Below are 17,868 nucleotides of genomic sequence, written 5' to 3'. Positions count from 1 at the left end.
AATAATCTCAGCGAGGTCGCTATGAACATTATAAAATACATGGGCACACAGTTTTCAAACCCAAGGGGGCTTGGCGGTCATTTCTCCACCTTTCTGATGAACCGGCTTAACACACTCCAGTACAAAAGCATTGAGGCTGTCCTCAGGCAGATAACTCCTGAGAGAAGCCTCGATATTGGCTTTGGAAACGGCCATCTCCTGCGTCGGTTTGCCAAGGGCCTTCCCGGCCAGTTCTACGGAATTGAGACCTCTGATGACATGCTGGAGCTTGCCATCCGAAAAAGCGAAGCACTCATCGCGCAGGGCCGTCTGGCCCTTGGGCCGGGAAACGCCCTTCAGCTTCCCTTTCCCCCCGATTTTTTTGATTTTGCCTATACGGTGAACACGGTCTATTTCTGGGAGGACCCCTTAAAGGGCTACCTGGAAATTTACCGTGTGCTGAAGCCCGGCGCTGTCTTTGCCAACGCTTTTTACACAAAGGCCTGGCTGGACCGGCTGCCCATTACCCGCCAGGGCTTTATGAAATACACGGCCGCCGACCTGGCCCGCATGGCCGAAATCGCCGGATTTGAGAATCTCAGGCTGATCGAAATCCTGAAAAACAATATTTACTGCCTTGTGGCCGCCAAACCAGTGGATTAATCTAAAAACCAAGGGGTATCGTGACGATACCCCTTGGTTTTATTTTTATTCCAAGCCGACCATTTTTTTAAAGGTTTCCTCGTCAATGACCGGCACGTCCAGGCTCATGGCTTTCTCAGCCTTTGAGCCGGGGTTCTCGCCGGCCAGCACATAATCGGTTTTTTTACTGACTGAGCCGGACACCTTGGCGCCGTGGCTCTCCAGGATCTCCTTGGCCTCACGGCGGCCCATGGTGGGCAGTGTGCCGGTCAGGACAAAGGTCTTACCCGCGAGCTCTGCTGTTGCCCTGGCGGTATTTTCCGTCATGTTGACACCAGCCTCGCGCAGGCCGTCCACAATGCGGCGGTTGGCGTCGGTCTTGAAAAAGTCCACAATTTCCACAGCCATTTTGCCGCCGATGTCATAAATCTCTGTCAGCTCCTCCTCGGAGGCTTCCATAAGGGCGTCCATGCTGCCGAAGTGGGAGGCCAGTATTTTAGCCCCATTAGCTCCTACCAGCGGAATTCCAAGGGCAAAAACCACTTTGGAGAGGGGCCTGCTCTTAGAGTCCTCTATGGCGTTTATGAGGTTATCCACAGATTTTTCACCCATTTTTTCAAGTCCGGTCAGATCCTCACGACGGTCCGAAACATGGTAGATATCCACAATGGTGTGGATCAATTCGTTATCCAGCAGCTGTCGCACCACCGCGGGGCCCATGCCGTCGATGTTCATGGCATCTCTGGAGGCAAAGTGCACAATCTTGCGGAATACCTGGGCCGGACAGTCCATATTCAGACACTTGGTCACAGCCTCGCCGGGCACCCGGTAGGTTTCGGAGCCGCAGACCGGGCAATGGGCAGGCATGGTGAAAACAACCTCTGCGCCAGTGCGGTCCTCTGGGATGGAGTGGTCCACCTCAGGGATAACATCCCCGGCCTTCTGGATGACAACCCTGTCGCCGATCCGGATATCCTTGTCGATGATGTAGTCCTCGTTATGGAGGGTCGCCCGGGAAATAACGGAGCCGGCCAGCAGCACAGGCTCAAGCTCTGCCACAGGCGTCAGGGCGCCGGTACGGCCCACCTGCACGGTAATATCCCGCACAGTGGTCACTGTCTGCTCAGGCGAGAACTTGTAGGCAATGGCCCAACGCGGCGACTTAGAGGTGTCCCCCAGCCGCTCCCGCTCCGCCAGGTTATTGACCTTGATGACCATGCCGTCAATCTCATAGGGCAGGGCCTCTCTTCCGCCATGTTCCATCTCCTCAATGTAGGTGATGATGTCCTCCATATCCTTGTAAAGCTTCACCTCACTGGTTTTAAAACCGCAGTGTGTGAGGAAATCAAAGCTTTCCTTATGGGTCTCGAAGGACCGGTTCTCGCAGTATTCCAGGTTAAATACAAAGATGTCCAGAGGCCTTTCGGCCGCCAGTTTAGGGTCAAGCTGACGGATAGAGCCTGCGGCGGCGTTTCTTGGATTGGCGAACAGGGGCTCACCCTGTTCCTCCCGCGCAGCGTTCAGCTCCTCAAAGTCCTCCTTATAGATCAGCACCTCCCCACGGACCTCCAGGGTCATGGGTTCTGTGAGACGCAGAGGAATGGTCTTGACCGTTTTCAGATTCTGGGTGACATTTTCGCCGGTCACACCGTCGCCGCGGGTAGAGCCGCGGACCAGCAGTCCATTTTCGTAGTCTAACACGACGGTCAGGCCATCGAATTTATGCTCGACACAGTACGCCACATCGGGGCAGACCTTGCGGATACGGGTATCAAAATCCCTCAGGTCCCCGGCGTTAAAGGCGTTGCTGAGGCTGAGCTTGGGCGTGGTGTAGTGAACCTTCTCAAAGGCCTCTGACGGCGCGCCGCCCACACGCTGGCTGGGTGAGTCAGAAGTCAGGAACTGTGGATAGGCTGTCTCCAGACTGATGAGCTCCTGCATCATGCGGTCATACGCATAGTCTGGTATGACAGGCGCGTCCTTATCGTAATACCGGACATTGTTCTCTTCAATTTGTTTTTTAAGCTGGCTGATTTTGGCCTCAGCCTGTTTTAGTTCTTCATTCATAAGTGATTGTCCTCAACGCAAAATTTAGACCTAGGCTTTTGTTACATAAGATGGGTCCAGTTTCTTTATACCCACTCCTGGGAATGCGATTGACACCTGATTCGGTTTTACCTCGACAATGGTGCCGATGCCAAATTTTTTATGCTTGACCTTATCGCTGAGATTAAAGGCGCCGGAGCTTTCCTCCTTGGCCTTTTTAGGCGCTGCAGATTTATAAACATTGGGTTTATGCTGCAAATGGTCGGAAAAGCTGTAGGTCTTTTTCTCCACCGAGGCTTCCTCGACAATCTCGTTGCGCTCGTATTTCTGGACATTCAATTCCAGGCATTCCGGAGGCAGCTCCTTCAGGAAGCGGGACTGCATCTGAGGCTGGCGGCGTCCGTAAACGGTGCGTTCTGCCGCCCATGACATATACAGCCGCTCCTTGGCGCGGGTGATGCCCACATAACAGATACGGCGTTCTTCCTCCATTTCCTCTGGGTTGTCCATGGAACGGCCGTGGGGGAATATCCCCTCCTCCACGCCGGGCAGAAAGACCACTGGAAACTCAAGCCCCTTGGCGTTGTGCAGGGTCATGAGCAGGATCTTCCCTTCCTCGCTGTCATACTTGTCGGTTTCTGCTGTCAGGGCCACGGTTTCCAGGTAGGCGGTCAGGCTCTTGTCATCGCTGTTCTTTTCAAATTCCACGGCCGAGGAGATCAGCTCCTCAAGGTTTTCGATACGGCTCTCGCTGTGGTCCAGCTTGCCGAGCTCCAGCATCTCAAGATAGCCGGTATCCTTGATGACATGGTCGATGAGCTCGCTGACCGAATCGGTTTCGCAGCGGTCCCGCAGCTCCTCCATGACCGCGGCGAACTCGCGGACCTTGTTGCGCACACTGGAGCTGAGCTCTGGCACTTCCTCGCAGTGGTAAAAAGTTTCCATGAGGCTCCAGCCCTTGAACTCGGCAAATTCCCGAATTTTTTCCAGGGTGGCTGTGCCGATCCCGCGCTTGGGTACGTTCACGATGCGCATAAAGCCGATATTGTCCAGGGGATTGATGAGCACATGGAGGTAGGAAATAATATCCTTGATTTCCATACGTGAGTAAAAGCCTGTGCCTCCGATGAGCTGGTAAGGCATGCCCTCGCGCATGAAAGCCTCTTCAAAGAGACGGGACTGGGCATTGGTGCGGTAGAGCACCGCAAAGTCGCCGTAGGTATAGCCTTTATCAGCCCTCAGGTTCTCGATTTCCTGAGCTACAAAGCGGGCCTCGTCATAGCCCTGGTTAAAGGATGAGACGACGATCTTATCCTCCCCGGGATTTCGGGTCCAGAGGTTTTTATCCTTACGGCCAGTATTGTTGGCGATCACCTTGTTGGCACAGTCCAGGATCACGCTGGTGGAACGGTAATTTTCTTCCAGCTTGACAACCTTGGCGTCAGGATAGTCCTTTTCAAAGTCGAGGATATTGTTAATATCTGCCCCGCGCCACATGTAGATACTCTGGTCGTCGTCCCCGCACACACACAGGTTGCGGTGTTTCGCGGCCAGCAGGTTAACCAGCTCGTACTGGCTGTGGTTCGTATCCTGGTACTCATCGACCAGAATGTACTTAAACCGGTTCTGGTACTGCTCCAGAATTTCGGGAAAGCCCTTAAACAGCACCAGCGTGTTGTAGATGAGGTCATCGAAGTCCATGGCGTTGTTCTTTTTCAGGGTGTCCTGGTACAGGCGGTAGTACTGGGCCACCTTCTCTGCCCGGAACTCGCCGGGGTTGTTCTTCAGGTAATCCTCCGGCGTCCAGAAATTATTCTTGGCTGTGGAGATCTGGCCCGATACATACTGGAATGGAAACATCTTATCGTTAAAATCCAGCTCCTTGATCAGGGTTTTGTAGAGGCGCTTCTGGTCGTCGGTATCATAGATGACAAAGTTGTCTTCATAGCCCAGCCACTGGCTGTGGATACGCATGATGCGGGCGCACATGGCGTGGAAGGTATACATCCAGATGCGGTCGCTCTCCTCCACATTCATGGCGGCGATACGCTCGCGCATTTCGCCCGCTGCTTTATTGGTAAAGGTAATGGCCAGGATCTGTGACGGCCAGGCCTTTTTACTCTCGATAATATAAGCGATTCTGTGGATAATGGTCCGGGTTTTCCCGGAGCCGGCACCGGCCAGAATCAGAACCGGCCCTTCGGTCGTTGCTGCTGCTTCCCTCTGCTGTTCATTCAGTCCGTCTAATAAACTCATTGTTCCTCCGCTTGTTCTCTCTAAAACAAAATATCGCCGTAGTAGATGCTCTTTAAAACCTTGTCCATTTCCTCTCGGGTCATCGGCACCGGATTACGGGCGGTCGAGCCCTTCATGGAATTGTCCAGAAGGCTCTCGTAATGGGCGTTGAAGTCCTCCTCGCTGATCCCCATCTCCCTGAAGGTTTTAGGAACGCCAAACTGGGCGTTAAAGCCCTCGATGGTCTTTATAATATCGGCTCCGATCATTCTTGACAGCTCATCCAGATCTGCCTTGACGGCCTCATCCCGCGCGTTGTACTTGAGAACATAGGGCAGGGCCACTGCGTTGAGCAGGCCGTGGCTTGTGCCAAAGCGTCCGCCGAAGGCATGGGCAATACCGTGGTCCATCCCCAGGCCGGAGTTCTGGAAGGCCAGACCGGCCAGGCACTGGAAGTTGTGTACCTTCTGGCGGTTTTCCACATCGCCCTTTTCGTAGGAGAGGGGCAGGTACGCGCACAGCCCCTCCACTGCGCCCTTGGACATGAACTTGCAGAAATCGTCGTTGTTCTTGTTAATGTAGCTCTCGACCGCGTGGGTCAGGGCATCCATACCGGTTTCTACCATGACGTGTTTTGGCATGGACAGGGTCAGGCTGCCGTCGAGGATGGCGATGTCGGGGATAAACGCCGTGGTCTTCAGGCCCACCTTAATATTTTCCTCTGTAAAGGTAATGACCGCTGCGCGGGTGACCTCACTGGCAGTGCCAGAGGTGGACGGCGCAGCGATAAACTGAAGCTTTTTCCGTTCTGCCGGCGCCTTGCCGCCGCGGATATCCTCCAGTGTAAGTTCCGGGTATTCGCACATCAGGGTCATAACCTTGGTGGCGTCGATGGCGGAGCCGCCCCCCACTGCCATGACCGTGTCCGGGTCAAAGGCCTTCATGGCTGCAAGGCCGGAGAGCACCTCGCCGGTGGTCGGGTTGCCGCCAATCCCGCTGTACACCTCGCAGGTTTTGCCCTGCTCTGTGAAAACTGCTTTGATGTGGTCAATGGTTCCGTTTTTAAACATAGCGGACTTTCCGGTGACCACAAAGATCCGCTGTCCATCCAGATTTTTAATATAATCAATGGCGCCTGGTCCTGTGACCAGCTTATTGCCGTTAAACTTTAATTCTTTCATTCGTTTGCCTCCTTTGGTCCTTCATAAGACGGGAACACAATGATCATTTTGGTTCCCACATTTTCTTCGCTTTCCACCCGGATGATGCCCTTGTGCTTCTGGACGATCCAGTAGGCGATGGACAGGCCAAGGCCTGTGCCGCCCTCTGCTCTGGAGCGCACCTTATCCACACGGTAGAAGCGCTGGAAGATTTTCTCCTGTTCCTCTTTGGAAATACCGATGCCCTTGTCGGTCACACAGATTTCAATGCCCTCCTCAATCCGCTCTGCCTGGACGACGATGGTTTTATTCCGCTCGTCAGCCCCCGGCTCGGTATATTTGATGGCGTTGTCGATGAGGATGACCATGAGCTGAGTCAGCTGCTTTTCATCCCCCATCACGTTCAGTTCCTCCATGGGAACCTTGCTGAGGATTGTGATGGATTTCTGGGCAGCCATGGGGATAAACCGCTCAGTGACCTCCATAATCAGGTAGCCAATATCCACCGGCGCAGGCTCAAAATGCACGTCGCCAGAGTCGGCCCTGGCCAGGAACATCAGGTCCTCGACAATATGGTGCATGCGCTTGGTCTCGTCATAGGCGTTGTCCAGCCAGGTGGACTGGCTCTCAACGGTTTCGTCGCCGCTGGCCTTCACCACCTCCAGATTGGTCTGGATAACGGCAATGGGCGTCCTGAGCTCATGGGACGCATCCGCGAGGAATTCCCGCTGCTGGTCCATACTCTTTCGCACAGGCACCAGCGCCCTGCCGGACAGAAAATAACCGCACAGTAAGGAAAGGGTCGCGCCGGCCAGCACCACGATAAGGATCATCCGGACCGCGTTCTTTAACACACCGCGCTCCGTGTCCATATTTTTCATGGCCTGCACCACCCGCATTTCACCATCCTTACTGACGGTAACATAGGTACAGATTTTAAGATTATTGTCGTCGGTCTCATAGTCACTGATCAGGTACTTATCCCGGTTGCCGCTGAAATAACGGTTGATAAGCCGGAAAAGCTGGTCCTGATTCAAGGGCTGGGACTCGGACTTGTCCATCACGTTAAACGCATCATCCCAGATGGTAAAGGCAATGCTGTTGTGCACCAGTGTGTCCTTAAACTCCTGGTAGCCCTTCTGGGTCTCTGGCGCAACCGTGCCGCCCTCCTGCTGGGTCTGGAGCTGCTCAACATTGTTGGCCAGCTGGGAGCAGTAGATCTCAAGGTTGTTGCTGACGCCGGACTCCATGTCCATGTTGATGGTCAAATAGAGCGAAACAGCGACAAATACCGACAATCCAATCAGGACCGCGGTATTCATCAGCGTCAGGTTTAATCTTAATTTATTGAGGCTGAGCATTGTCCTCTTCCTTCAGCACATAGCCCAGACCACGGATCGTCTTGATGACAGTCCGGGATTTTTTCAGTTTTTTCCGCAGGTAGTGGACGTAAATCTCCACCGAATTCTCCATGGCCATGCTCTCAATGCCCCAGATCCGGTCGAGGATCTGTTCCTTTGAGATGGTCATCCCCGGGTTTCTGATAAACATTTCCAGCAGCTGGGCCTCCTTGGAGGTCAGCTTGATGGGCGCGCCGCCGATGAGCAGCTCGCCGCTGTTGATGTTCAGCGATAAATCGGAAAAGGTGATGGCATTGTCCTGATAAACCTCCCAGGGACGTCTGCCCAGGGCGCGGATACGGGCCAGCAGCTCCTCAGTGACAAAGGGCTTGACAAGGTAATCGTCCGCTCCCATATCCAGGCCTTTTACCTTATCGGCCGTACTGTCCTTTGCGGTCAGGAGCAGCACAGGCACGTTCTTGCCGCGGTCGCGGATGGATTTGAGAATGTCCAGCCCGCTCATACCTGGCAGCATAATGTCCAGGACAATGACGTCGTAGACATCATTCTCGCTGAGCAGCTTGCCCTCAATGCCGTCGTGGACCACATCGACCAGGATTTTATTTTTTTCAAGGATTTTCCCAAGGGCGGTCGCGAGAGACACTTCATCCTCTACCAGTAAAACGCGCATGCTTACTCACCCCGCTTGTCGTCGTCCCAGTTCAGGGGCTTGAATTCGGGCTCGGGCGCCGCGTCTGCCGGTGCCGCCTGCGGCCGGGGCGTTTCGGGCTCGGTATTTATTTCCCGGGTTATGGGCTCTGCCGGCTGCTCGGCCAGGGTGCGGTCAACCTCCCGTTTACATTCGAGGAAGGTCTGCACTGCCCGCTCATAATTGTCCAGAAAATCGGTATCCGGCAGGATGTTTTTATCCATCAGATAGTAGATAAACAAGCCGATATAGTAGGTCTTTTCCGGCTCAATGGTCTTAAGGCTGGAGTATTTGAAAAAGGCGGTCACCAGGTCGTCCCCAGCTGCCAGAATATCGCCGCCAATGCGGACCCACTCCTTGGACAGGGTATCGATGAGGGAGGCCTTAAAGTAGCACCACAGCAGCCCCTTGGCAATGCTCTCACCCGCAATCTCCAGATTGGCCTGGAGCTCCTTGGCGCCGTTTTTAAAGGCGTCGAGAATCTTGGGCGCGTAGATGACATCCCCGGTGGCGTAGCGCTTGCGCAGGCCGCTCTTTTCAGGAATCAGCCGGTTCAGGAGTATATCGTCCTGCCGCAGTTCCTTCTGAATGACATACCACTCGTCGTACAGGCAGAAGGGCATGTAGCCAAAATCCCTGAACAGGTGGTCGGACACCCGCTTGACTTCCATGAGCTGCTCAGGGTCGCCGTAGACAGCCTCCTCAACCTCGATGAAGTTTTCCATCTGGTAAAACATATTGTTGCGCTCAAAATAATGACTGATGCCCATGATCAGCTTGACGTCGCGGCTGAAGAACAGGATGCCGTCCAGCTCGTCATCGTTTGGCACCTCGTCCTCCATTGGCAGCTGGAGGTACTGGCGGCCGTTGTACATCATCTCGTTACACGGGAAGTACAGGTCGTTGGGATAGTCGTCGGTATACATGAAAAACAGACGCTTGCTCTGGTCAAAGGCGACAATATAACCCTTGGTCGCAAAGAAAGCCCAGCCTGTTTCCGGATCCTTTTTGCCGTATTTTACATGGAAGCCGTCCGCGTACAGGCAGTTCTTCGCAATGTACTCGGCGGCCTTTTCTTTACTGTCGATCCCCATGAGCGCCAGGTTGGCCGTGTATTTTTTCCAGAGCAGCTCTACTGCCAGGCCATCTGGGGCCTGTATGGGCGATTTGCGCCCCTCGGGGTCTTTTCGGATGTTTTTGGCAATACAGAGCAGCACGCAGTCCAGATGAATGGTGTCAATGGCTTCATCGGGCTTCAGAGATTTCAGGTCTCTCACGACTTTCTCGTTAATGATGTTGAGGGTGTCGCGTATGCGGCGCTCCTCTTTCTTGGTGGTCTTTGTATTGAAATTGTCAATGGTTTTGGTGATGGTCTTTGCGTTTTCCACGCCATTCACATAGCACTGGACATTTTTTTCCGGATCGCCGGTATAGAAAAGATTTTTAAAGTCGATCAGGTAATAGTCCTCAGTCTGCTTCATTTCATAATCAATGACGGTTTCGTCCTTGATCATGACGTAGAGCAGTGTTTTCTTTTCAATGCGCTCCATAATAAAGCCCTTGCGGGAGAAAAAGGCGTTGACGTAGGTTCGCGGCACTTCCTCGCTGCAGTTCATGGACAGCTGTTCCATGTAAAGGGTATTCTGCATCATGTAGCTGACAAAATTTTTGCTCTTGTCCAGCCCGTTGTTTTCCAGATTGTCAAAGAAGCCGTAGAGCAGCACCTTGTAGACAATCTTGGCCATGTCGTTCTGCTTGTTGATGATCCGGTCGGTCCGGTTGATAATGGTCTGGTTCAGACTGGTCTTATCCGAAAAATAATTCGGTTCGATGACCAGCAGCGCTTCGACTGCCAGAAAGATCAAGGTGTCAATATCCACGGCTGCCATGTTGGTGGCGTGGTAGTTTTCCTTGAGGTTTCCCATGACACGCTGGTACATTTCGTCGATCTGGCTGATGCCCTCCTTGATGGTCCTGTGGCATTCGCTGCAGAGCGCGTCGTATTGTATGTTAATCCGTGAATTGTTTATTTTTAAAGAACGCTCAAAAAACCCCAGTTCTTTTCCGCATTTTTCACAACAATTCTTCATTAAAACACCCTTCCTTTCGATTGAAATAGATCTATTGGTTAAATCCTTCATCCACATCTAACACTTTGCATAGTTCATTATAGTTTATCATAAAACCCTTAAATAATGTAGCTAAAAAGCGGGGAAGATTTGGTCAAAGCGCAAAAAACCAGAGAAACAGGCTCTCTGGTAAGAAAAATTATTTTCAAAGGGTATCGCCGCGATACGGGACGGAAATAAAAAAACCATGTCGGCATCATAATATGTATCATTGAGCGTTTTTTAATACAGATCATATTCAGCGAATCCTCAATCTAAATCGACGTAATCTTAAAGATTGAAGCTCAAAACCATATTTATTCTTAAATGAAGATTTTAAAGTTGAAATTTTTTAAAATTGTATGAAAGCGCATGGAAATGCGGCCTTAACAGTAGCATAACAAATCGCTTCACAAAGCAGACACTCAGACGTCACACAAACGTCAAATTGAAAAATTATAATCATCGCAACTTAAAGGAGAATTCAAATCCTCTTTTAAGGAATGGTCGTGAGAATGCAGTCAAAGAAACGAAAATACTGTATTTATCCTTTTACAGACTGGTCAAAAAACTTAGTGGTTGATGAATCGGTCAGGGCAAAATGATACATCGACTGGAATCGTGAGCTGGTGATTGCGCATAATCCAGTTCAAAAAATGATATAAGGAGAAAGTTATTATGGATACAATGGTTGAAAAGACACAAAAATGGTTGAATGCAAACTACGCGCAATATGGAACGGATCGATTCCCTGAGGTTGTGGAAGATGGAGAAACGGGATGGGGCACAATTAACGGCTTGATCCGAGCTTTGCAGATTGAATTAGGGATTCAGGAAACGGCTGATAACTTTGGGGCTGGAACAATCGCGCGGTTTAATCAACAATATCCGAATGGAATTTCAGAGCAGACAGATTCGGATAAAAGCGAATCAAATGTTTACGGTATTATCCAAGGCGGTCTCTGGTGTAAAGGCTATAGTACCGGATCAAGTGAAATCACCAAGCATTTTTATTCTGGAACCGGATCAGGGATAAAGTCATTGAAAACAGATGCTGGTGTGTCCGCATCCAATTCAACTGTCACTCTGAACGTCATGAAAGCATTGTTATCAATGGATCAGTTTGTAACACTTGTCGACTACGGTGGAACAGAGACAATCACAAAAATTCAGCGGACTTTAAATTCAAAGTATGAAAGCTACATTGGCTTATCTCCCTGCGACGGATTGTACGAAAGACAAATGAACGAGTCGATGATCAAGGTTCTACAAGCCATTGAAGGCTACAGTGTTGAAGACGCGACCGGAAATTTCGGGGATGGCACAAAGGCAAATCTTGTAAATATTCTAGTTCCAGGAAGCGGTGACTCTGAGGCGCTGTTGCTTGCCCGTTATGCGCTGTGTTGCAATGGTTATACCGTCAATTATACGTCCACTTCGTGGGATTCAGAGATGGCGTCTCAGGTTACGGCTTTTCAAAGCGACCTGGCACTCCCACAAACAGGGACTGTTGATGTCAATACATGGATGTCACTGCTGCTAAGCAAAGGCAACCCTGATCGATCCTGTGATGCTTGTGATACCCGTTTTGAAATCACGGATTATCGAATGCAGCATTTAAACGCCAAAGGGTACAGCATTGTTGGACGCTATCTGACGGGCGGTGATTTTAAGGAATTAAGAAAAGGAGAGGCACAGCGCATCATTGCGGCCGGAAAAAAGCTATTTCCAATCTTTCAGGAATCGGGCAGTGATAGTGAATACTTCAATACTGCCAATGCAGCCTATGACGCAGAATCGGCTGTAGCGGCAGCAATGAACTATGGTATCAAGAGCCATCAAGGAATTGTCATCTATTTCGCCGTCGACTTTGACGCTCAGGATACCACCATCGAGAGCGTGATTCAGCCATATTTTCATACGCTTCAGGATGTGATGAAAAATAAGCTTAATAATGCTTTTAAAATCGGTGTCTATGGTACACGCAATGTCTGTGAGCGTGTGATCAATATCGGATATGCCGATACAGCTTTTGTCAGCGATATGTCCACAGGGTATAGTGGCAACATGGGTTATAAAATCCCATCAGAGTGGACTTTTGACCAGTTTAGTGAATACACAGTCGATGACGACAGCGGCGAATGGGGAATGGATAAAGTCGCATTCAGCGGGTATGCGCAGCCGATTAGCGGCGATCAGATATCAGATACACCTTTAGTAACCTACTGTGTTCAGACCATCTGCGACAATCGACAAAATATGTATCTGGAGGATATCTCAGGCGTTTCAAATGGACGCGATTTCCGAGTGCTGTCCAATGAAATATATTTAACAATTAGTTATTCCGGCGACACTGCGCATGGAACGCCTCATGGAGTTGTAAGGCTGATGGATACGTCAGAATCTCTTTACATTTCAGATATTGGAAATGGACAGACAAACTCTTACACGATTCCAATAGCTTACGCTAATACAATGCATCTCAATTATACATCCAAAGTGGACGGGTATGGACTGGTCGACGATTCCTTCACCACTTATTTAACTTCAAAATTATATGTTTAATAACACGAAAGACGAGATGGTTTCGGTCATCTCGTCCTTTTTCATGCCGCTTAAGGCGTTTAGCTTAATGGATAGCGCAAATAGAAATCAAACCCAAAACCACGGTCTTCATTTCTTCTAAAACCACCTCGATAAATTTCAGAGCCTTCATTATCGTCATCCTTATTCTCAATAATCGCCTGCACTTTTTCAAGCGTCATCTCTGGATAAACGGGTTTTAGCAAATACAGAATGATTTCTTCCATGGCCGCTTGGTTATTGCCCTCCGGCATATTTTGATGATAATCGACGTATACTTGAAAATAAATGGGATAATCTTTCTTAAGATTCTCTTTAAGACTCTCATCGTTATAAGTAGTCGAAAGATACACATCATTATAGCTACTTTTCTCAAGCTCACTCTTCACAAATTCATCTGGAAATTTGAATGTATAACTATTAGAACCCTCATCCAGCCGATCATGTTTAAAATCCGATTCATCCGACAGGTCAACCTGATAATACTGATTAAAATCCTGAATATAGCGATCCGGTGCGCTTGTTATCTGTTTTTTTCTACGATTCGCCTGCTCTGCCATATGTTGTGAATAATCACTAGAAATTTCATCCTGACGATTCTGGACCTTGTGGTAATAGCGATAAATGGCATAAACAAAGATAACTGCAAAAATGATAAAGATGCATAAAAATGAAAACACAAAAATTTTCACCACGCGTTTTTGTTTTTTTACCTGCTTCATTGTAAATGCTCCATTCTATTTTATATTTTTCACTTTTTCATTCTCTGTCTGTATTATATAGTGTTTGAGAGGTAACTTACCTTAATCCATTGATAAAAGACTTCGGAAAGTTAAAATTTCCGGAGTCTTTCCTTTTATCTTTTTTCATCTTCAAACGCCTATTCAAAAAATAAAAAGAAGCCCTGAAACCTTGATTTCATGGGCTTTTTTACTTTTTATAAAATGGTGCGAGGAAAGGGACTTGAACCCTCACTGGAGATAAGTTCCAACAGGCCCCTCAAACCTGCGCGTCTGCCAATTCCGCCATCCTCGCATAAATGCGGGCCGATTGTATCACCAGCCCGTGACCTTATTTATTATAAACGGTCTTAGCTCATAATGCAAGCATTTTTTAATTTTTCTTTCATATAAAAATCAAGGCTGTTTTTGAGGTCAGCCAGCGTGCCGTTATTATAGAGGATGGTGTCTGCCAACGCAATCTTTTTTTCGTCAGGCATCTGGATCTCAATTTTCTTTTTTGCCAGACTTTCGTCCACGCCGTCCCGCTCCATAATGCGTTTAAGCCTTGTCTGGGCGTCGGTCACCACCAGCAGGACCTCGTCCACCTCCTCGCGCTGGCCGGCCTCGATGAGCAGCGGGCAATCGTAGATGACGAGCGGCTTCCCGCCGCGTTTCAGCCTTTCCAGGCTCGCGTAGTACAGCTCCTTGATGGCCGGGTGCAGGATAGCGTTCAGCCGGTCCCTCACCGCGCTGTCGCCGCAGATGAGCTCACCCATACGGCTGCGGTTCAGACTACCGTCGGGCAGGAGAACCTCACGTCCAAAGGCGGCCTCGATCTGGCGCATGCCGGGGCTCCCCGGCAGCACAGCCTCTCTGGAGAGCAGATCGGCGTCGATGACGGGCAGTTTGTAGTCCTCCCTGAAAATGGTGGAGACCGTCGATTTTCCCGAGGCGATGCCCCCGGTTAATCCGATAATTTGCATTGGTTTGCTCCTTTCAGAAAGCGGGCCCGTATCGCGGCGATATGGGCCTCCGCTGCCGTTTCTATTTGACCGCGTACCAGGAATCCCCGGCGTGGGCGTCCACTGTCAGGGGCACCTTGAGGTCCACGGCGTTTTCCATTTCCTCAACCAGCAGCTTCATGACAGTTTCCTGCTCGGTCTTCAGGGTGTCGATGATGAGCTCATCGTGCACCTGGAGGATGAGTTTAGATTTCAGGCCCTCGCGCTCCAGACGGTCGTAGACCTTGATCATGGCGATTTTGATAATGTCGGCGGCCGCGCCCTGGATGGGGGTATTCAGCGCCATGCGCTCACCGGCCTGCACCAGCATCCGGTTTCTGGAATTGATCTCAGTGATGTAGCGTCTGCGCCCCCAGATGGTGGTCACATACCCCTTCTCCTTGGCCTCGGCCTTGATATTTTCCATGTATTCCAGCACCTTGGGGTATCTGGAGAAATACAGGTCGATATAGGACTGGGCCTCGCCCCGGGTGATGCCCAGGTCCTTGCCCAGGCTGAAGGCCTGCTTGCCGTAGATCAGGCCGAAATTGATGGCCTTGGCGTGGCTCCTCTGCTCTCTGCTCACCGCGTCCATGGGCACGTTAAAAATCTCGGAGGCTGTGCGGGTGTGGATGTCCTGGTTCTTCACAAAGGTGTCGATCAGGTTTTCATCTCCGGACAGGTGGGCCAGCACGCGCAGCTCGATCTGGGAGTAGTCGGCGTCGACCAGCACCCGGTCCCCGGCTGAGGGCACAAAGACCTTCCGGATTTCCCTGCCCATCTCCGTTTTGACCGGGATGTTCTGAAGATTGGGGTCGGACGAGCTCAAACGCCCGGTGGCGGTGACGGTCTGGTTAAAGGTGGAATAGATCTTGTGGGTCTTGGGGTCTACCAGCTTGATCAGTCCCTTACCATAAGTGGAATCCAGCTTGGAGATCATGCGGTAGTCGATGATTTTCTGGATAATGGGGTGGAACAGCACCAGCTGGTCCAGCACCTCGGCGTTGGTGGAATAGCCGGTCTTGGTCTTTTTGACCACTGGCAGCTTAAGCTTGTCAAAGAGGATGGTGCCCAGCTGCTTGGTGGAATTGATATTAAAATCATCCTCCTCGGCCAGCTCGTAAATTTCCGAGGTCAGGGTCTCGATCTTTTTCTCAAACTCCACGGACAGTTCCTCAAGCTGATGGATATCCACCTTAAAGCCCAGTTCCTCCATGGAGGCCATGATTTTGAGCAGGGGCAGCTCAATGTTCTGGAACAGGCCGGTCATGCCGTCGGCTTCGATCTTTTCCGCCAGAGGTTTTTCAAGACGATGGATAACCTCACAGTTTTTAACCATGAAGGCAGCCAGTCTGGCGCTGTCCATATCCTCTGCACGCACCAAGGTCTTGCCCCTGCCGAAGAAATCCTCCTCGCTCTGGATGGTGTCGCCCAGGTATTTCATGGCAACGGTCTGAAGATCATAGCGCTGGTCGGACGGGTTCAGCAGGTAAGCGCCAATGTAGGTATCAAAGGTGTAATTGACAATGACCGAGCACTGGCTGTGGTAAATATGGGTCAGGTTTTTAAGGTCATGGCCGACGGTCTGCAGGCTGTCGGCCTCAGGAATTTCACCGAGGCCGCTGAAGAAGGCTGAAACCATGGCGGGTTTTTCCACAAAGTAGTACACACCGCCGATGTACGCCGCCACCCAGACGCGGTCATCCTCGCGGTAGGCGTAAACCGTCAGCTTCAGCTCCCTGGCCAGGCGGTTCATGACCGTGATCATCTCGGTGGTAGTGCCGATGGTGGTGTACTGGATATCGCTGGCCGCCACTGGCGCGTCCCCCTCACCGTCATCGGGCAGGATTTTATTGAGGATGGACTTGAATTCCAGGTCCCTGAGCATTTCGATGCTCTCCTCGGTAAAGATCGGCTTGAAGGCCAGATCCTCAAGGCTCAGGTCCAGCGGCACATCCAGGCAGATGGTGCCCAGAAATCGGCTGGCAAAGGCGGATTCCTTACCGGCTTCCAGCTTTTCCTTTTGTTTTCCCTTGAGGTCGTCAATATGCTCGTACAGCGTGTCGATATTGTGGTACTCCTTGATGAGCTTGATGGCAGTCTTCTCACCCACGCCGGCCACACCGGGAATATTGTCGGACGGGTCGCCCATAAGAGCCTTGACGTCGATGAGCTCTCTGGGCGTCACACCATAGCGTTCCATGATGTAGGCGTCATCCACAGTGGCGAACTGGGTGCCGCTGCGGGTCGCCGTATAGAGCACGTTGACATAGTCGTCCACCAGCTGAAAGGAGTCCTTATCCCCTGTGATAATCTGGGTCTTCGTCTCTCTGGCTTCCCCCTGCTTGGACAGGGTGCCGATAATATCGTCGGCCTCGTAGCCCTCCTTTGTGATCATGGGAATCCCCATTTTGCCGAGCAGCTCCTTGAGCAGGTCCATCTGCACTTGCAGATCCTCGGGCATTTTGTCACGGCCGCCTTTATAATCCTCGTACTCCTTGTGCCGGAAGGTCGGGGCGCTCAGGTCAAAGGCCACTGCCAGATAATCCGGCTTATATTCATTCTGGATTTTTACTAAGACGTTGACAAAGCCATAGATGGCGTTTGTGGGAACGCCCTTGGAATTGGACATTTCCCGCACGCCGTAAAACATACGGTAAACCAGGCTGTTTCCGTCGATTAAAATACTTTTTTTATTCACGTGAATCCTCCATGGATTTATTTTGGTCGGTGGACCCGTATCGCGGCGATACGGGTTGAAGAAGGGAGATGAAATTTGGACTCGTTTCAAGGAGCATCTTTTTCATCAAAAATCTTTTTCCTCCTTCCGGAGGATTTTTGCTGCAAAAGACGTTCGCTTCGTTATCGGTCGCCCATTCGCCTGCTGGCTCTTTCCTCGCTCCCTGCCAAATTTCCTTTGGAAATTTGGACTCCTTTCAAGGAGCACAGATTCTTCGGAAATTCTTTTTTCCTTTCAGGAAAATTTCCTCATCATCTGCGTTTGCTTCGTTATCGGTCGCCCATTCGCCTGCTGGCTCTTTCCTTGCTCCCTGCCAAATTTCCTTTGGAAATTTGGACTCCTTTCAAGGAGCACAGATTCTTCGGAAATTCTTTTTTCCTTTCAGGAAAATTTCCTCATCATCTGCGTTTGCTTCGTTATCGGTCGCCCATTCGCCTGCTGGCTCTTTCCTCGCTCCCTGCCAAATTTCCTTTGGAAATTTGGACTCAGCTTCATTATACCAAAAGCGGCTTAAATGTACAGGGGTATTATAAAAGCTCCTCTCTGTCAGAAGCAGGTGGTTTTATGAAAAGCTGATCAAAAACAGCCGCTGTCAAATGTTTG

General features: G+C 50.7%; 12 protein-coding genes and 1 tRNA gene. 3 read left to right on the top strand and 10 right to left on the bottom strand.

The features are described from left to right. Positions 1–21: 21 nt before the first annotated feature. Positions 22–642: a class I SAM-dependent methyltransferase gene (locus BUC22_RS13865; RefSeq protein WP_013379275.1), complete on the top strand. Its 621-nt coding sequence runs from the start codon at positions 22–24 to the stop codon at positions 640–642. Between the two features lie 45 nt (positions 643–687). Here BUC22_RS13865 and ligA read toward each other — a convergent pair whose 3' ends face one another. From ligA to BUC22_RS13835, 6 genes are read right to left on the bottom strand one after another with little or no spacing between them, the layout of a single operon-like run. After that, on the bottom strand, positions 688–2,688 hold the full coding sequence (gene ligA, locus BUC22_RS13860) for an NAD-dependent DNA ligase LigA (protein WP_013379274.1): 2,001 nt from the start codon (positions 2,686–2,688) through the stop codon (positions 688–690). Between the two features lie 30 nt (positions 2,689–2,718). Then, complete coding sequence (gene pcrA / locus BUC22_RS13855; RefSeq protein ID WP_013379273.1) at positions 2,719–4,923, bottom strand: DNA helicase PcrA; 2,205 nt, start codon at positions 4,921–4,923, stop codon at positions 2,719–2,721. Between the two features lie 20 nt (positions 4,924–4,943). Then, a complete protein-coding gene (locus BUC22_RS13850; protein ID WP_013379272.1) occupies positions 4,944–6,083 on the bottom strand; it encodes an iron-containing alcohol dehydrogenase in 1,140 nt (379 codons plus the stop codon). Further along, complete coding sequence (locus tag BUC22_RS13845; protein WP_013379271.1) at positions 6,080–7,423, bottom strand: sensor histidine kinase; 1,344 nt, start codon at positions 7,421–7,423, stop codon at positions 6,080–6,082. Before BUC22_RS13845 ends, BUC22_RS13850 begins: the two co-directional genes overlap by 4 nt. Next, entirely contained in the window at positions 7,407–8,093 is a 687-nt protein-coding gene (locus tag BUC22_RS13840; RefSeq protein WP_013379270.1) for a response regulator transcription factor, read from the bottom strand. Before BUC22_RS13840 ends, BUC22_RS13845 begins: the two co-directional genes overlap by 17 nt. Positions 8,094–8,095: 2 nt before the next feature. Further along, positions 8,096–10,201 (bottom strand): hypothetical protein, encoded by a 2,106-nt coding sequence (locus BUC22_RS13835; RefSeq protein WP_013379269.1) that lies wholly within the window; start codon positions 10,199–10,201, stop codon positions 8,096–8,098. Positions 10,202–10,897: 696 nt separating this feature from the next. On the opposite strand from BUC22_RS13835, the gene BUC22_RS13830 reads away from it, so the two are divergent. Then, on the top strand, positions 10,898–12,784 hold the full coding sequence (locus BUC22_RS13830) for a glycoside hydrolase domain-containing protein (protein WP_013379267.1): 1,887 nt from the start codon (positions 10,898–10,900) through the stop codon (positions 12,782–12,784). Between the two features lie 59 nt (positions 12,785–12,843). Here BUC22_RS13830 and BUC22_RS13825 read toward each other — a convergent pair whose 3' ends face one another. From BUC22_RS13825 to polA, 4 genes are all read right to left on the bottom strand, one after another. Next, positions 12,844–13,524 (bottom strand): hypothetical protein, encoded by a 681-nt coding sequence (locus BUC22_RS13825; protein WP_013379266.1) that lies wholly within the window; start codon positions 13,522–13,524, stop codon positions 12,844–12,846. 223 nt (positions 13,525–13,747) lie between these two features. Beyond that, positions 13,748–13,837 (bottom strand) — tRNA-Leu (locus tag BUC22_RS13820). A gap of 55 nt (positions 13,838–13,892) precedes the next feature. Beyond that, positions 13,893–14,507, bottom strand: coding sequence for a dephospho-CoA kinase (coaE, locus tag BUC22_RS13815; protein ID WP_013379265.1), 615 nt, complete (start codon positions 14,505–14,507; stop codon positions 13,893–13,895). A 61-nt stretch (positions 14,508–14,568) separates the two neighbouring features. Then, the gene (polA, locus tag BUC22_RS13810) at positions 14,569–17,226 is read right to left on the bottom strand and encodes a DNA polymerase I (protein ID WP_013379264.1); all 2,658 of its coding nucleotides are present in this window, start codon (positions 17,224–17,226) and stop codon (positions 14,569–14,571) included. Between the two features lie 75 nt (positions 17,227–17,301). On the opposite strand from polA, the gene BUC22_RS21540 reads away from it, so the two are divergent. Continuing rightward, positions 17,302–17,841 (top strand): hypothetical protein, encoded by a 540-nt coding sequence (locus tag BUC22_RS21540; protein WP_143163944.1) that lies wholly within the window; start codon positions 17,302–17,304, stop codon positions 17,839–17,841. Positions 17,842–17,868 lie beyond the last annotated feature (27 nt).

This window comes from Eubacterium callanderi, from assembly GCF_900142645.1.
GTDB classification, from domain to species: domain Bacteria; phylum Bacillota; class Clostridia; order Eubacteriales; family Eubacteriaceae; genus Eubacterium; species Eubacterium callanderi.
Note: the sequence above shows the minus strand (reverse complement) of the source record. Positions and strands in the feature narration are given on the sequence as shown.

Bases quoted from the DNA above. Each gene is read 5' to 3' on its own strand.
- BUC22_RS13865 (WP_013379275.1), top strand. From the start codon at position 22: ATGAACATTATAAAATACATGGGCACACAGTTTTCAAACCCAAGGGGG.
- ligA (WP_013379274.1), bottom strand. From the start codon at position 2,688: ATGAATGAAGAACTAAAACAGGCTGAGGCCAAAATCAGCCAGCTTAAA.
- pcrA (WP_013379273.1), bottom strand. From the start codon at position 4,923: ATGAGTTTATTAGACGGACTGAATGAACAGCAGAGGGAAGCAGCAGCA.
- BUC22_RS13850 (WP_013379272.1), bottom strand. From the start codon at position 6,083: ATGAAAGAATTAAAGTTTAACGGCAATAAGCTGGTCACAGGACCAGGC.
- BUC22_RS13845 (WP_013379271.1), bottom strand. From the start codon at position 7,423: ATGCTCAGCCTCAATAAATTAAGATTAAACCTGACGCTGATGAATACC.
- BUC22_RS13840 (WP_013379270.1), bottom strand. From the start codon at position 8,093: ATGCGCGTTTTACTGGTAGAGGATGAAGTGTCTCTCGCGACCGCCCTT.
- BUC22_RS13835 (WP_013379269.1), bottom strand. From the start codon at position 10,201: ATGAAGAATTGTTGTGAAAAATGCGGAAAAGAACTGGGGTTTTTTGAG.
- BUC22_RS13830 (WP_013379267.1), top strand. From the start codon at position 10,898: ATGGATACAATGGTTGAAAAGACACAAAAATGGTTGAATGCAAACTAC.
- BUC22_RS13825 (WP_013379266.1), bottom strand. From the start codon at position 13,524: ATGAAGCAGGTAAAAAAACAAAAACGCGTGGTGAAAATTTTTGTGTTT.
- coaE (WP_013379265.1), bottom strand. From the start codon at position 14,507: ATGCAAATTATCGGATTAACCGGGGGCATCGCCTCGGGAAAATCGACG.